Genomic DNA, 15,371 nt, shown 5'->3' with positions numbered 1-15,371 from the left:
TGGTCCTTTTCCTTCCCTTAGTCGTTGTGGTGCACCTGCATTTCTTCAATGCAGAGAGACGCACCACGTTTGATGAGTAAGCATAAGAGTATGTCAACAGCCACTGAAGTAATCGCTCATCACTGGGCATTCGCCGTATTTATCATCATCGCACTCGGGCTATGTGGGGTTATGCTTCTTGGAGCATATGCACTCGGTGGGAGAGCACGTGCGCGCTCGAAAAATACGCCTTATGAATCCGGTATCGACTCAGTAGGTTCGGCGCGTTTGCGTCTGTCTGCTAAGTTTTATCTGGTCGCCATGTTCTTCGTCATCTTTGATGTGGAAGCCTTGTATCTATATGCATGGTCTGTCTCCATCCGGGAGAGTGGATGGATTGGCTTTATCGAAGCGGCAATTTTCATTTTGGTGCTGTTAGCAGGCCTGTTCTATTTGGTGCGTATTGGCGCACTTGATTGGACGCCGGCTCGTTCCAAGCGCCGTGTAGAACACGAAAGTACCGTTACGAATACCGATAGCCGCCCGCAGTAAGCCTGGCCTATTAGTCACCATTTATAGAGAAAGAATTGAGGCATAAAGATGGATTATACGCTCACCCGCATCGATCCGGACGGTGAGAACGACCGTTACCCCCTGCAAAAACAGGAGATCGTAACCGATCCTCTGGAACAACATGTTCACCGCAGTGTTTACATGGGCAAACTCGAAAATGCCCTGCATGACATGGTGAACTGGGGGCGTAAAAACTCGCTTTGGCCGTATAACTTCGGCCTTTCTTGTTGTTATGTGGAGATGGTGACGTCATTCACTGCGGTGCATGACGTTGCGCGTTTTGGGGCGGAAGTACTGCGTGCTTCACCGCGTCAGGCCGACTTTATGGTAGTTGCAGGAACCTGCTTCACCAAAATGGCACCGGTCATCCAGCGTCTTTATGACCAAATGCTGGAACCAAAATGGGTGATCTCAATGGGTTCCTGCGCGAACTCCGGCGGCATGTACGACATCTATTCTGTGGTGCAGGGCGTGGACAAATTTATTCCGGTTGATGTGTATATCCCGGGATGTCCGCCGCGTCCAGAAGCCTATATGCAGGCATTAATGTTGTTGCAGGAATCTATCGGTAAAGAACGCCGCCCATTGTCGTGGGTTGTTGGCGATCAAGGTGTTTACCGCGCCAACATGCCATCAGAAAAAGAACGTAAGCGTGCTGAACGCATTGCAGTAACCAATCTGCGTTCACCAGACGAAATTTAATTTGCGCCTTGTGCAGTCTACTGAAGATGTGAGCGTCAGAAGATGGATTGCAGTTTTGAGTAGCGAATGATTTAGCCCGTTAGTTTGCTGGTTTCCCGGCAAGTAAAGTAAAAGCGTGGTGATAAAAATTATGACAGATTCGACGACGCAAGATCTGAATTTGCCTGCTTGGCAAACCCGCGATCATCTCGATGATCCGGTGATCGGTGAATTGCGCAACCGTTTTGGGCCCGATGCCTTTACCGTTCAGCCCACCCGCACTGGAATGCCTGTTGTTTGGGTGAAGCGTGAGCAATTACTGGAAGTTATGACCTTCCTGAAAAAACTGCCTAAGCCGTATGTCATGCTGTTTGACTTACACGGTATGGACGAGCGCCTGCGTACTCATCGTCAAGGCCTGCCAGAAGCAGATTTCTCGGTCTTCTACCACATCATCTCTATTGAACGAAATCGTGACATCATGCTCAAGGTGGCATTGTCTGAAAAAGACATGCACCTACCGACCGTGACTAAGATTTTCCCTAACGCTAACTGGTATGAGCGTGAAACTTGGGAAATGTTCGGTATGACCTTTGATGGCCATCCTCATTTGACGCGCATCATGATGCCGCAATCTTGGGAAGGTCATCCGCTGCGTAAAGACTACCCAGCGCGTGCAACAGAATTTGATCCGTTTGAACTGACCAAACAGAAACAAGATCTGGAAATGGAGTCGTTGACCTTCAGACCTGAAGATTGGGGAATGAAGCGCAGCACCGAAAACGAAGACTTCATGTTCCTGAACTTGGGGCCTAACCACCCATCTTCTCACGGTGCGTTCCGTATCGTGCTGCAGTTGGACGGTGAAGAGATTGTCGACTGTGTGCCAGACGTGGGCTATCACCACCGTGGCGCAGAGAAGATGGGCGAACGTCAGTCATGGCACGGCTATATTCCGTATACCGACCGTATTGAATACCTCGGCGGGTGCGTGAATGAAATGCCTTACGTGCTTGCGGTTGAAAAACTGGCAGGTATCGAAGTGCCAGAACGCGTGAAAGTGATCCGCGTTATGCTGTCTGAACTGTTCCGTATCAACAGCCATCTGCTGTACATCTCTACATTTATTCAAGACGTTGGCGCAATGACGCCGGTGTTCTTCGCCTTCACCGACCGTCAGAAAGTGTATGACGTGGTTGAAGCGATTACCGGTTTCCGTATGCACCCAGCGTGGTTCCGTATCGGCGGTGTTGCACACGATCTGCCGCGTGGATGGGAGCGCTTGCTGCGTGACTTCCTCGACTGGATGCCAAAACGTCTGGATTCTTATGTTAAGGCCGCACTGAAAAACACCATCCTGAAAGGGCGTTCTGTCGGCGTGGCTGCTTACAATTCCAAAGAAGCATTGGATTGGGGCGTAACGGGCGCAGGCTTACGTGCTACGGGCATTGAGTTTGACGTGCGTAAATGGCGTCCATATTCAGGTTACGAAAACTTTGATTTTGAAGTGCCTGTCGGCCACAACGGTGACTGCTATGACCGTGTGATGCTGAAAGTGGAAGAGCTTCGTCAGAGTCTGCGTATTCTTGAGCAGTGCTACAAAAACATGCCGGAAGGTCCGTTTAAAGCTGACCATCCACTGACCACGCCGCCGCCAAAAGAGCGTACGTTGCAGCATATCGAAACCCTGATCACCCACTTCCTGCAAGTGTCGTGGGGTCCGGTTATGCCTGCAAACGAATCGTTCCAGATGGTCGAAGCGACTAAAGGGATCAACAGCTACTATCTGACCAGTGACGGCAGCACCATGAGCTACCGCACGCGCATTCGTACTCCGAGCTATGCGCACCTGCAACAGATCCCAGCGGTAATTCGTGGCAGCCTGGTATCCGACCTGATCGTATACCTCGGCAGTATTGATTTCGTTATGTCAGATGTGGACCGCTAATCATGTCAGATCAATCTTTAGCTAAAGAAGAGGTTTTCGTGCTCAGCGATAGCGCCCGTGAGGCCATCGAGCATGAAAAACATCACTATGAAGATCCGCGCGCCGCGTCGATTGAAGCACTGAAAATTGTGCAGAAAGAACACGGTTGGGTTCCCGATGGCGCGATTTATGCCATTGCCGAAGTGCTGGATATTCCAGCCGCAGACGTGGAAGGCGTGGCGACATTTTACAGCCAGATCTTCCGTCAGCCGGTAGGACGCCACATTATTCGCTACTGCGATAGCGTGGTGTGCCATATCAATGGGTATCAAGGTATTCAGGCCGCTCTGGAGCGCAAGCTGAACATCAAACCGGGTCAAACCACGTTTGATGGACGCTTTACGCTGCTGCCAACCTGTTGTCTGGGTAACTGCGACAAGGGGCCGAATATGATGATCGATGAAGATACTCATGCTCACCTGACGCCGGAGAACGTCGTCGAATTGTTGGAGCAGTATAAATGACAATTCCTTCAGCTTTAGTTCCAACACGTTCAGCGGAAAGCCATCCGCTGACGTGGCGTTTACGCGATGACCGCCAGCCAGTATGGCTGGATGAATATCGCAGTAAAAGTGGCTATCAGGGTGCTGAAAAAGCGCTTAAAGGCATGGCTCAGGATGAAGTCGTTAATCTGGTTAAAGACGCTGGCCTGAAAGGGCGCGGCGGTGCAGGCTTCTCCACCGGTTTGAAGTGGAGTCTGATGCCAAAAGATGAGTCCATGAACATCCGTTACCTGCTGTGTAACGCGGATGAAATGGAGCCAGGCACTTATAAAGACCGTCTGCTGATGGAACAGATGCCGCACCTGTTGGTGGAAGGCATGCTGATCGCGGCGTTCGCGTTGAAATCCTACCGTGGTTATATCTTCCTGCGCGGCGAATATGTTGAAGCAGCGGTAAACCTGCGTAAAGCGATTGAAGAAGCCAAAGCGGCTGGCCTGTTGGGTAAAAATATCCTCGGCAGCGGTTTTGACTTCGAACTGTTTGTGCACACCGGTGCGGGTCGTTATATCTGCGGTGAAGAAACCGCATTGATTAACTCGCTAGAAGGTCGTCGTGCAAACCCTCGTTCAAAACCACCATTCCCAGCTAGCTCTGGGGTATGGGGTAAACCAACGTGCGTTAACAACGTTGAAACCCTGTGTAACGTGCCTGCGATCATCGAGCACGGCGTAGACTGGTACAAAGGTCTGTCTGCCGGTAAGAGCGAAGATGCGGGCACTAAACTCATGGGCTTCTCCGGCCGCGTGAAGAATCCAGGCCTGTGGGAACTGCCGTTTGGCACCACCGCACGTGAAATTCTGGAAGATTACGCCGGTGGCATGCGCGATGGTTTAACGCTCAAAGCGTGGCAGCCTGGCGGGGCAGGGACTGACTTCCTGACCGGCGATCATCTGGATCTGCCGATGGACTTCGCCAGCATTGGTAAAGCGGGTAGCCGTTTAGGTACCGCGCTGGCAATGGCCGTGGATAACGAAATTGGCATGGTGCCATTGGTACGCAACCTAGAAGAATTCTTCGCTCGCGAATCCTGTGGCTGGTGTACTCCATGCCGTGATGGTTTGCCGTGGAGCGTAAAAATCCTGCGTGCCCTTGAGCGTGGTGAAGGTCAACCGGGCGACATTGAAACGCTAGAACAGCTGTGCCGTCATTTAGGCCCAGGTAAAACGTTCTGCGCGCATGCGCCAGGTGCGGTTGAGCCACTGCAAAGCGCCATTAAATATTTCCGCGAAGAGTTTGAAGCAGGTATTGCCGCGAAAGATTACGGCAACTTGAATGCCATTAAGGGCATTCAGCCGAACCTGCTGAAATCGCGCTGGTAATTTTAGCCCCACCCCAATCTGCTTGATAGACGGCAGGTTTGCTCCTCCCCTGCGAAGAGGGAGGTCGGGAGGGGGTTTAGGGTCAAAGTTTTCTTATTTTGGAAGCATGCTAATGGCTACAATTCATGTAGACGGCAAAGAGTATGAAGTTAACGGGGCGGAGAACCTGCTACAGGCATGTCTCTCTCTCGGGCTTGATATTCCTTACTTTTGCTGGCACCCGGCGCTGGGCAGCGTCGGTGCTTGCCGCCAGTGTGCGGTTAAGCAATACCAGAACGCGGAAGATACCCGTGGTCGTCTGGTAATGTCATGTATGACACCCGCGCAGGATGGAACCTTTATTTCCATCGATGATGCAGAAGCGAAAACGTTCCGTGAGAGCGTTGTGGAATGGTTGATGACCAACCATCCACATGACTGTCCTGTGTGTGAAGAGGGCGGTAACTGCCATCTGCAAGATATGACGGTGATGACCGGCCATAGCTTCCGTCGCTATCGCTTCACCAAACGTACTCACAACAACCAGGAATTGGGGCCGTTTATTTCTCATGAAATGAACCGCTGCATCGCCTGTTACCGTTGTGTGCGTTACTACAAAGATTACGCTGATGGCACCGATTTCGGTGTGTATGGCGCGCACGACAACGTCTACTTTGGTCGCCCAGAAAGCGGCACGCTGGAGAGTGAATTCTCCGGTAACTTGGTCGAAGTGTGCCCAACCGGCGTATTCACCGATAAAACGCACTCCGAGCGTTATAACCGTAAATGGGACATGCAGTTTGCCCCTAGCGTCTGCCAGCAGTGCAGCGTGGGTTGTAACACCAGCCCGGGTGAGCGCTACGGTGAAATCCGCCGTATCGAAAACCGTTTCAACGGTACCGTTAACCATTACTTCCTGTGTGACCGTGGCCGTTTCGGCTATGGCTATGTCAACCTGAAGGATCGTCCTCGCCAGCCGCAGCAGCGTCGTGGCAACGACTGGATCCACTTGAATGCCGATCAGGCTATGCAAGGTGCGGCGGATCTGCTGCGTCAGGCGAAGAAAACTATCGGTATCGGTTCTCCGCGTGCCAGCCTTGAAAGCAACTATGCGTTGCGTGAATTGGTCGGCGCGGAAAACTTCTACAGCGGCGTTGAAGCGGGTGAATTAAGCCGTTTGAATCTGATGCAAAAAATCCTGCGTGAGGGCGGTATCTATACCCCAGCTCTGCGTGAGATGGAAAGCTACGATGCGGTGCTGATCCTCGGTGAAGACGTAACCCAAACCGCTGCGCGTATCGCGTTGGCGCTGCGTCAGGCTGTAAAAGGCAAGGCGCGTGCGATGGCTGCGGCTCAGCGCGTGGCTGACTGGCAGATTGCGGCGATTCAGAACATTGGCCAGCGTGCCAAGTATCCGCTGTTCATGACCAGCATTGACGACACCCGTTTGGATGATATCGCGGCGCTGAACTATCGCGCACCGGTTGCCGATCAGGCTCGTTTAGGTTTCGCCGTGGCTCATGCGTTGGATAACTCAGCCCCTGCGGTTGAAGGTTTATCAGACGACGTGCGCAAGCAGGTTGACGTGATCGTTCAAGCGTTAGCGGGAGCTAAAAAACCGCTGATCGTAACGGGCAGCAATGCCGGTTATACACCGCTGATTGAAGCGGCTGCGAACGTTGCCAAAGCGTTGAAAGCGCGCGATCTGGATGTTGGTATCACCTTTATTGCCGCCGAAGCGAACAGCATGGGTCTGGCAATGATGAATGCGCCGTCGATTGACGATGCGCTGGTTGAGCTCGAACAAGGCAACGCTGATGCCGTTGTGGTGCTGGAAAACGATCTTTATCGCCATGCGCCAGCTGCGCGTGTCGATGCCGCTTTGGCGAAAGCCCAAAGCCTGATCGTGGTCGATCATCAACGTACAGAAATTATGAACAAAGCCGATCTGGTGCTCTCTGCGGCGAGCTTTGCCGAAAGTGATGGCACCTTGGTCAACCAAGAAGGCCGCGCCCAGCGCTTCTTCCAGGTTTACGATCCGGCTTACTACGATGATCCGAAGAAAAATACGCCGTCCATTATGCTGGAAAGCTGGCGCTGGTTGCATTCCCTGCACACCACCGTCGAAAGCCGCCATATCGACTGGACGCAGCTGGATCACGTCATTGAATCTTGTGTGAAAGCCTATCCACAGCTGCAAGGCATCGTGGACGCAGCGCCGGACGCAAGCTTCCGTATCAAAGGTCAGAAACTGGCTCGTGAACCGCATCGTTATAGTGGCCGCACCGCAATGCGCGCCAACATTAGCGTGCATGAACCGCGTCAGCCGCAGGATAAAGACACCGCGTTTGCGTTCTCAATGGAAGGGTACAGTGGTCCATTGGAAGATCGTCAGCAGATCCCATTTGCATGGGCTCCGGGCTGGAACTCACCGCAGGCATGGAACAAATTCCAAGCCGAAGTGGGGGGCCATCTGCGCCACGGCGATCCGGGCGTGCGTTTAATCGCGGCCGGTGAAGGCTCATTGGCTTACTTCGACGCGGTGCCTGCTGCCTACCAGAATGCGGGTTGGGTGGTTGCGCCTTACTACCATCTGTTTGGTAGCGACGAGATGACTCAGCGTGCACCGGTTATCCAAACTCGTATGCCAGAAGCGTATGTGATGGTGAATCCGGCGGATGCGGCGCAGTTGGGCGTGAACAGCGGAACGGTTCTGGAGCTGACTGTTGCAGACCAGAAACTGACGCTGCCAGTACGCTTAAGCGATAATTTGCAATCAGGTCAAATCGGTCTGCCTCTGGGTCTACCAGGGATCTCTCCGGTGCTGAACGGAAGCAAAGTTGACGCTATTCAGGAAACGAAAGTGCGGGAGGCAGCATTATGAGTTGGCTGACGCCAGACGTGATCGACATCATTCTCACCGTGCTTAAAGCGGTGGTGATTTTGCTGGTGGTGGTCACCTGTGGGGCATTTATGAGCTTCGGCGAACGTCGTTTGCTCGGCCTGTTCCAGAACCGTTATGGACCAAACCGTGTTGGCTGGGGCGGCTCGCTCCAGCTGGTTGCGGATATGGTCAAAATGTTCTTCAAAGAAGACTGGGTTCCACGCTTCTCCGATCGCCTGATCTTTACCTTGGCGCCGATGATTGCGTTCTCCTCTCTGTTGTTGGCTTTCGCGATTGTGCCGGTAAGCCCAACGTGGATGGGTGCCGATCTGAACATCGGTATTCTGTTCTTCTTGATGATGGCAGGTCTTGCGGTTTACGCCGTGCTGTTTGCCGGTTGGTCGAGCAACAACAAATACTCCTTGCTGGGTGCGATGCGTGCTTCTGCGCAGACGCTGAGCTATGAAGTATTCCTCGGTCTTTCGGTGATGGGCGTGGTTGCGCAGGCTGACTCCTTCAACATGCAGGCTATCGTTGAATCACAGTCTCATCTGTGGAACGTCATCCCGCAGTTCTTTGGATTCCTGACCTTTATTATCGCCGGTGTTGCGGTATGTCACCGTCACCCATTTGACCAACCAGAAGCCGAGCAAGAACTGGCCGACGGTTACCACATTGAATATTCCGGTATGAAATTCGGTCTGTTCTTCGTGGGGGAATATATCGGGATCGTCACCGTATCAGCGCTGATTGTGACGCTGTTCTTCGGAGGCTGGCAGGGGCCATTCCTGCCGCCGGTTATCTGGTTTGCAATTAAGACTGCCTTCTTCATGGTGATGTTTATTCTGGTGCGTGCGTCACTGCCGCGTCCTCGCTATGACCAGGTGATGTCATTCGGCTGGAAAATTTGCCTGCCGTTGACGTTGTTGAACCTGTTGGCGACCGCCGCCGTGATTTTGTATAACGCTCAATAAGGGGTGAATGTAACCATGACATTGAAAGAGTTAGTGGTTGGTTTCGGCACCCAAGTGCGCAGCCTGTGGATGATTGGCTTGCATGCGTTTGCTAAGCGCGAAACCCAAATGTATCCGGAAGAGCCGGTATACCTGCCGCCTCGTTACCGTGGTCGTATCGTGTTAACCCGCGATCCCGACGGTGAAGAGCGCTGCGTTGCCTGTAACCTGTGTGCTGTTGCCTGTCCGGTTGGCTGTATTTCTTTGCAGAAAGCAGAAACCAAAGATGGTCGCTGGTATCCAGAGTTTTTCCGCATCAACTTCTCTCGCTGCATCTTCTGTGGTCTGTGTGAAGAAGCGTGTCCAACGACCGCGATTCAGCTAACGCCAGATTTTGAACTGGGTGAATTTAAGCGTCAGGATTTGGTATACGAAAAAGAAGATCTTCTGATCTCGGGCCCGGGTAAATATCCGGAATATAACTTCTATCGTATGGCCGGTATGGCTATCGACGGCAAAGCCAAAGGCGAAGCCGAAAACGAAGCGAAGCCGATTGACGTTAAAGGTCTGCTACCTTAAGGAGCCAAGCATGGAATTTGCATTCTACATTGCAGCGCTGGTGGCCGTGGTGGCAACGATCCGAGTGATCTCGCATGCCAATCCGGTTCACGCCTTGCTGTATTTAATCGTGTCGTTACTGGCGATTGCGGCGGTGTTCTTCTCTCTTGGAGCCTACTTTGCAGGTGCCTTGGAGATCATCGTGTATGCCGGTGCGATTATGGTTCTGTTCGTCTTCGTGGTCATGATGCTTAACCTCGGTAATTCGGTGGTGGAGCAAGAGCGCGCATGGTTGAAACCAACGCTGTGGATTGGGCCGAGCATTTTGTCTCTGATCCTGTTGGCAGTGCTGGTTTACGCCATTATGAGCGTCAACGATCAGGGGATCAGCGGCGACATGATTGACGCGAAAGCGGTCGGTATCGCGCTGTTTGGCCCTTATGTTCTGGCCGTTGAACTGGTGTCTATGCTGTTGCTGGCGGGTCTGGTGGTGGCGTTCCATGTGGGACGCGAGCACAAGCAGGGCGAAGTCTTCAGCAAAGCGCCAGAAGCGGATGCCAATAAAGCCAAGGCAATGGCGGTAAAAAATAAGGCGGAGGAGCGAGCATGATCCCGTTACAACACGGTTTAATTCTGGCGGCCATCCTGTTTGTACTGGGACTGACCGGCCTGTTAATCCGGCGCAATCTGCTGTTTATGCTGATTAGCTTGGAAATCATGATCAACGCGGCTGCTTTGGCATTCGTGGTGGCGGGGAGCTATTGGGGACAAGCAGATGGTCAGGTGATGTACATTCTGGCGATCAGCTTAGCCGCGGCGGAAGCGAGTATTGGCTTGGCGCTGTTGCTGCAATTGCACCGTCGTCGCAACACCCTGAATATCGATACTGTCAGTGAGATGCGCGGATGAACCTACTCTACTTAACAATATTGCTACCGTTAATCGGGTTCTTGCTGTTGGCATTTTCCCGTGGTCGCTGGTCAGAAAATACGTCGGCCATCATCGGTGTCGGTTCTATCGGGCTGGCTGCGCTAGTTACCGCCTATGTGGGTTTTGATTTCTTAAGTCAAAAAGCCGACGGCGTACAGGTGTTCAACCAACATCTGTGGAACTGGATGGCCGTGGGTGACTTCGGTATTCCTGTGACCTTAACGCTGGACGGTCTGTCGCTGACCATGCTGTCTGTGGTTACCGGCGTTGGCTTCTTCATTCATATGTTCGCCTCGTGGTATATGCGCGGTGAAGAGGGCTACTCGCGCTTCTTCGCTTATACCAACCTGTTTATCGCCAGCATGGTGGTATTGGTTCTGGCGGATAACCTGCTGCTGATGTATCTGGGCTGGGAAGGGGTAGGGCTGTGCAGTTATCTGCTGATCGGCTTCTACTACACCAATCCGGCTAACGGTGCGGCGGCAATGAAGGCGTTCATCGTGACTCGCGTAGGTGACGTGTTCTTGGCGATTGGCCTGTTCATTCTTTACAACGAACTGGGCACGCTGAACATCCGTGAACTGATGATTCTGGCTCCGCAAAAACTGGAGATAGGCTCGACCGCGATTACGTGGGCGACGCTGATGCTGCTGGGCGGTGCCGTAGGTAAATCTGCACAGCTGCCGTTGCAAACTTGGTTGGCGGATGCGATGGCGGGTCCAACGCCGGTTTCTGCTTTGATCCATGCCGCGACCATGGTTACCGCGGGTGTTTACCTGATTGCACGTACTCACGGCCTGTTCCTGATGGCGCCTGAAGTGCTGCATCTGGTGGGTATCGTTGGTGCGGTCACGTTGGTGCTGGCCGGTTTCGCCGCGCTGGTACAAACCGACATCAAACGCGTGCTGGCATACTCAACCATGAGTCAGATCGGCTACATGTTCTTGGCGCTGGGCGTTCAAGCATGGGATGCGGCAATCTTCCATTTGATGACGCATGCGTTCTTTAAAGCGCTGCTGTTCCTCTCTTCTGGTTCGGTGATTTTGGCCTGCCACCACGAGCAGAACATCTTCAAAATGGGTGGATTGCGTAAATCGCTGCCGCTGGTTTACATCTGCTTCTTGGTCGGTGGTGCTGCGCTGTCTGCGCTGCCAATCGTCACCGCGGGCTTCTACAGTAAAGATGAAATCCTGTGGGGGGCGTTGGCTTCCGGCCACGTTAACCTGATGACTGCGGGCTTGGTGGGTGCGTTCCTGACGTCGCTGTATACCTTCCGTATGATTTTCATTGTGTTCCATGGCGAAGCACATACCAAAGCCCATGCGGGCAAAGGCATTGCGCATAGCCTGCCGCTGATTGTGTTGCTGGTGCTTTCTACCTTCATCGGTGCGTTGATTACGCCACCGTTGGCGGGTGTGTTACCAGAAAGCCACAGCGGTGAAGCGGGTAAAATGACGTTAGAAATTATTTCCGGCGTCGTGGCTATCGTTGGCATCCTGCTGGCTGCTGTCTTGTACCTTGGGAAACGTCAGTTTGTGAATAGCGTGGCGCAGAGCGCGCCGGGTCGCTTCTTCTCAACGTGGTGGTTCCATGCATGGGGCTTTGACTGGCTGTACAACATGATCTTTGTTAAGCCGTTTAAAGCGATTGCTTACCTGTTACAGCGCGATCCGCTAAATAGCCTGATGAACTTGTTCGCCGTCTTTGCGCGTTGGGGTAATCGTGGTCTTGCGGTGAGTGAAAACGGTCAGTTGCGCTGGTATATGGCATCTATGGGTGTGGGCGCAGTAGTCGTATTGGCTCTGTTGTTATTGGTTAAGTGATATACCCTTCATCTTTCAAGTTGCAGGTGTGTTGGCTGTGTTCGCTCACTCTAGTCACTTACTTTAGTAAGCTCCTAGGGACTCGTTCACTTGCCGCCTTCCTGCCTCTTGAAATCTATAGGGTATAGCTTATGGAGAACTGTTTAGGGTTCTCCATTGCATGAAACCTCATTCAATTTTAAGGGACACAAAGCGCCATGTTATTACCTTGGCTAATTCTTATCCCGTTCATCGGTGGCTTTTTAAGCTGGCAGAGCGAGCGCTTCGGCACCAAAGCTCCACGCTGGATAGCACTGATAGCAATGGGTCTGACGTTAGTGTTGTCTGTGCAACTGTGGTTGCAGGGCGGCTATTCTCTGACACAGGCGACGGGCCTTCCGCAGTGGCAGTCAGAGTTCTCCGTACCGTGGATCCCACGCTTCGGCATTGAATTCCACCTAGCATTAGATGGTTTATCACTGCTGATGGTGGTGTTGACCGGCTTGCTGGGCGTTCTGGCGATCCTCTGTTCTTGGAACGAGATCCAGAAGTATCAGGGCTTCTTCCACCTGAATCTGTTATGGATTCTGGGGGGCGTTATCGGTGTGTTCTTGGCCATCGACCTGTTCCTGTTCTTCTTCTTCTGGGAAATGATGCTGGTGCCGATGTACTTCTTGATCGCTCTTTGGGGTCATAAAGCATCAGACGGCAAAACCCGTATCAGCGCCGCAACCAAGTTCTTCATCTACACCCAGTCCAGCGGCTTGATTATGCTGATTGCGATTCTGGGTCTGGTGTTTGTTCACTTCAACGCCACCGGCGTGTGGACATTCAACTATGAAGAATTGCTGAACACGCCAATGAGTCACAACGTTCAGTATCTGCTGATGTTGGGCTTCTTTATTGCATTTGCCGTGAAGATGCCGGTGGTTCCATTGCATGGCTGGTTACCTGATGCACACAGTCAGGCACCGACCGCAGGTTCCGTTGACTTAGCCGGTATTTTGCTGAAAACCGCAGCCTATGGTCTGTTGCGTTTCAGCCTGCCGCTGTTCCCTGAAGCATCCCATGAGTTCGCGCCTATCGCGATGTGGTTAGGTGTTATCGGTATCTTCTACGGTGCATGGATGGCGTTTGCTCAGACTGATATTAAACGTCTGATTGCTTACACCTCCGTTTCCCACATGGGCTTCGTATTGATCGCGATTTACTCCGGTAACCAACTGGCCTATCAGGGCGCAGTTATCCAGATGATTGCGCACGGTCTGTCTGCTGCCGGTATGTTCATCATTTGCGGTCAGCTTTACGAGCGTCTGCATACGCGTGATATGCGTCAGATGGGCGGTTTGTGGGGCCGGATTAAATACCTGCCTGCGCTGTCGCTGTTCTTTGCCGTTGCCACCTTAGGTATGCCGGGTACCGGTAACTTCGTTGGTGAGTTCATGATCCTGTTCGGCAGCTTCCAAGTGGTGCCGGTTATCACGATTATCTCTACCTTCGGTCTGGTATTTGCCTCTGTTTATTCGTTAATCATGATGCAGCGCGCTTATTACGGTGCACCAAAATCTGACAAACCTCTGCCGGGCATGAGCACGCGCGAGCTGTCGATTATTCTGCTGCTGGTGGTTCTGCTGGTTGCGCTGGGTGTTTATCCTCAGCCGATTCTGGATACGTCCAGTGCCGCAATGACGAACGTGCAACACTGGTTTAGCTCTGCTTCAACTTTAACAACAAGGCCGTAATTCGCCATGACAATAACTCCTCAACATCTGATCGCACTGTTACCGCTGTTGATCGTCGGATTGACGGTGGTGGTTGTGATGCTGTGCATTGCGTGGCGACGCAACCACTTCGTCAACGCAACGGTGACAGTGATCGGTTTGAACCTGGCGCTGCTTTCGCTCTATTTTGTGGGGCAGCTTCTTTCTGCAACGGATGGCTCGCTAAACGTAACTCCGCTGTTTCGCGTTGATAGTTTCTCCATGCTGTATATCGGCTTGGTGTTGCTGTCGAGTCTTGCGACCAGCACGTTTGCCTATCCATGGCTGCAAGGCTATCCAGATAACCGCGATGAGTTCTATCTGCTGGTTCTGATTGCAACGCTGGGCGGTATCGTTCTGGCTTGCGCTAACCATCTGGCTGCGTTGTTCATCGGTATCGAACTGATTTCGCTGCCGCTGTTTGGCCTGATTGGCTATGCCTATCGCCAGAAACGTTCGCTGGAAGCCGCTATCAAGTACACCATTCTGTCAGCGGCGGCGTCATCGTTCCTGCTGTTCGGTATGGCGCTGCTGTATGCTGAATCTGGCGACCTGTCGTTTGCCGGTCTAGGCAAAAGCATGAGCGATAGCATGCTACACGAACCACTGCTGTTAGCGGGTTTGGGCATGATGCTGGTTGGCTTTGGCTTCAAACTTTCACTGGTTCCGTTCCAACTGTGGACGCCAGACGTATACCAAGGCGCGCCTGCACCGGTTTCAACCTTCTTGGCCACCGCCAGCAAGATTGCTATCTTTGCGGTGCTGATGCGTCTGTTTATGTATGCGCCGGTCACCAACAGCGAAACGGTACGTTTGGTTCTGGGCATCATCGCATTCTGCTCCATCCTATTTGGTAACCTGATGGCGATCACGCAGAGCAACATCAAGCGTCTGCTGGGTTACTCTTCGGTGTCTCATTTAGGCTATCTGCTGGTGGCACTGATTGCGGTTCAGAGTCAGCAAATTTCTGCTGAAGCCGTTGGCGTGTATCTGGCGGGTTATCTGTTCGCAAGCCTTGCCTCCTTCGGCGTGGTGAGCTTGATGTCTAGCCCATACAGCGGCCCTGACGCAGAATCCCTGTTCTCTTATCGTGGTCTGTTCTGGCATAAGCCAATTCTGTCTGCGGTAATGACGGTGTCTATGTTGTCTCTGGCGGGTATCCCAATGACGCTGGGCTTCATCGGTAAATTCTATATCGTTACCGTCGGTGTTCAGGCGCATCTGTGGTGGCTGACCGGTGCGGTTGTAGTGGGTAGTGCGATTGGTTTGTACTACTACCTGCGCGTTGCCGTGAGTATGTACCTGCATGCACCTGAAACGCTGGTGCGTGATACGCCAAATAACTGGGCACTGACTGCCGGTGGCGTTGTGGTACTGATTTCAGGGATCTTAGTGGTTCTGCTGGGTATCTTCCCTCAGCCGCTGATTTCTCTGGTGCAGATGGCACAGCCGATTCTTTAATT

At 52.6% G+C, this 15,371-nt stretch carries 13 protein-coding genes; all 13 read left to right on the top strand.

Translation table 11 applies throughout. The features are described 5' to 3' along the window. Positions 1-90: 90 nt before the first annotated feature. The 13 genes from DSM2777_RS18075 (at position 91) to nuoN (ending at position 15,369) form a co-directional block, all read left to right on the top strand. Positions 91-531: an NADH-quinone oxidoreductase subunit A gene (locus DSM2777_RS18075; protein WP_025797890.1), complete on the top strand. Its 441-nt coding sequence runs from the start codon at positions 91-93 to the stop codon at positions 529-531. 48 nt (positions 532-579) lie between these two features. Continuing rightward, the gene (locus tag DSM2777_RS18070; protein ID WP_004092613.1) at positions 580-1,254 is read left to right on the top strand and encodes a NuoB/complex I 20 kDa subunit family protein; all 675 of its coding nucleotides are present in this window, start codon (positions 580-582) and stop codon (positions 1,252-1,254) included. 118 nt (positions 1,255-1,372) lie between these two features. After that, complete coding sequence (gene nuoC, locus DSM2777_RS18065) at positions 1,373-3,181, top strand: NADH-quinone oxidoreductase subunit C/D (protein ID WP_418009425.1); 1,809 nt, start codon at positions 1,373-1,375, stop codon at positions 3,179-3,181. A gap of 2 nt (positions 3,182-3,183) precedes the next feature. Beyond that, on the top strand, positions 3,184-3,684 hold the full coding sequence (nuoE, locus tag DSM2777_RS18060) for an NADH-quinone oxidoreductase subunit NuoE (RefSeq protein ID WP_004092610.1): 501 nt from the start codon (positions 3,184-3,186) through the stop codon (positions 3,682-3,684). Beyond that, complete coding sequence (gene nuoF / locus DSM2777_RS18055) at positions 3,681-5,042, top strand: NADH-quinone oxidoreductase subunit NuoF (RefSeq protein ID WP_025797895.1); 1,362 nt, start codon at positions 3,681-3,683, stop codon at positions 5,040-5,042. The genes nuoE and nuoF overlap by 4 nt, the downstream gene beginning before the upstream one ends. A gap of 112 nt (positions 5,043-5,154) precedes the next feature. Next, positions 5,155-7,905, top strand: a complete 2,751-nt coding sequence (gene nuoG, locus DSM2777_RS18050) for an NADH-quinone oxidoreductase subunit NuoG (RefSeq protein ID WP_061554758.1) — start codon at positions 5,155-5,157, stop codon at positions 7,903-7,905. Beyond that, the gene (gene nuoH / locus DSM2777_RS18045) at positions 7,902-8,879 is read left to right on the top strand and encodes an NADH-quinone oxidoreductase subunit NuoH (protein ID WP_025797899.1); all 978 of its coding nucleotides are present in this window, start codon (positions 7,902-7,904) and stop codon (positions 8,877-8,879) included. The genes nuoG and nuoH overlap by 4 nt, the downstream gene beginning before the upstream one ends. 15 nt (positions 8,880-8,894) lie before the next feature. Beyond that, positions 8,895-9,437, top strand: coding sequence for an NADH-quinone oxidoreductase subunit NuoI (nuoI, locus tag DSM2777_RS18040; RefSeq protein ID WP_004092603.1), 543 nt, complete (start codon positions 8,895-8,897; stop codon positions 9,435-9,437). A 10-nt stretch (positions 9,438-9,447) separates the two neighbouring features. Then, on the top strand, positions 9,448-10,026 hold the full coding sequence (gene nuoJ / locus DSM2777_RS18035) for an NADH-quinone oxidoreductase subunit J (RefSeq protein WP_040046432.1): 579 nt from the start codon (positions 9,448-9,450) through the stop codon (positions 10,024-10,026). After that, positions 10,023-10,325: an NADH-quinone oxidoreductase subunit NuoK gene (gene nuoK, locus DSM2777_RS18030; RefSeq protein ID WP_004092601.1), complete on the top strand. Its 303-nt coding sequence runs from the start codon at positions 10,023-10,025 to the stop codon at positions 10,323-10,325. Before nuoJ ends, nuoK begins: the two co-directional genes overlap by 4 nt. Next, entirely contained in the window at positions 10,322-12,169 is a 1,848-nt protein-coding gene (nuoL, locus tag DSM2777_RS18025) for an NADH-quinone oxidoreductase subunit L (RefSeq protein ID WP_043494141.1), read from the top strand. Before nuoK ends, nuoL begins: the two co-directional genes overlap by 4 nt. Positions 12,170-12,366: 197 nt before the next feature. Further along, positions 12,367-13,890 (top strand): NADH-quinone oxidoreductase subunit M, encoded by a 1,524-nt coding sequence (gene nuoM, locus DSM2777_RS18020; protein WP_046459270.1) that lies wholly within the window; start codon positions 12,367-12,369, stop codon positions 13,888-13,890. 6 nt (positions 13,891-13,896) lie between these two features. Beyond that, positions 13,897-15,369, top strand: a complete 1,473-nt coding sequence (nuoN, locus tag DSM2777_RS18015; protein WP_025797909.1) for an NADH-quinone oxidoreductase subunit NuoN — start codon at positions 13,897-13,899, stop codon at positions 15,367-15,369. The last annotated feature ends 2 nt before the right edge of the window (positions 15,370-15,371 follow it).

Origin of the sequence: Obesumbacterium proteus (assembly GCF_001586165.1) — a bacterium.
GTDB classification, from domain to species: domain Bacteria; phylum Pseudomonadota; class Gammaproteobacteria; order Enterobacterales; family Enterobacteriaceae; genus Hafnia; species Hafnia protea.
The sequence above is the reverse complement of the archived record's forward strand: the minus strand, read 5'-3'. Positions and strand labels throughout refer to the sequence as shown.

Coding starts and splice junctions, on each gene's coding strand:
- nuoF (WP_025797895.1), top strand. CDS start 3,681: ATGACAATTCCTTCAGCTTTAGTTCCAACACGTTCAGCGGAAAGCCAT.
- nuoG (WP_061554758.1), top strand. CDS start 5,155: ATGGCTACAATTCATGTAGACGGCAAAGAGTATGAAGTTAACGGGGCG.
- DSM2777_RS18070 (WP_004092613.1), top strand. CDS start 580: ATGGATTATACGCTCACCCGCATCGATCCGGACGGTGAGAACGACCGT.
- nuoJ (WP_040046432.1), top strand. CDS start 9,448: ATGGAATTTGCATTCTACATTGCAGCGCTGGTGGCCGTGGTGGCAACG.
- nuoI (WP_004092603.1), top strand. CDS start 8,895: ATGACATTGAAAGAGTTAGTGGTTGGTTTCGGCACCCAAGTGCGCAGC.
- nuoE (WP_004092610.1), top strand. CDS start 3,184: ATGTCAGATCAATCTTTAGCTAAAGAAGAGGTTTTCGTGCTCAGCGAT.
- nuoH (WP_025797899.1), top strand. CDS start 7,902: ATGAGTTGGCTGACGCCAGACGTGATCGACATCATTCTCACCGTGCTT.
- nuoM (WP_046459270.1), top strand. CDS start 12,367: ATGTTATTACCTTGGCTAATTCTTATCCCGTTCATCGGTGGCTTTTTA.
- DSM2777_RS18075 (WP_025797890.1), top strand. CDS start 91: ATGTCAACAGCCACTGAAGTAATCGCTCATCACTGGGCATTCGCCGTA.
- nuoN (WP_025797909.1), top strand. CDS start 13,897: ATGACAATAACTCCTCAACATCTGATCGCACTGTTACCGCTGTTGATC.
- nuoL (WP_043494141.1), top strand. CDS start 10,322: ATGAACCTACTCTACTTAACAATATTGCTACCGTTAATCGGGTTCTTG.
- nuoK (WP_004092601.1), top strand. CDS start 10,023: ATGATCCCGTTACAACACGGTTTAATTCTGGCGGCCATCCTGTTTGTA.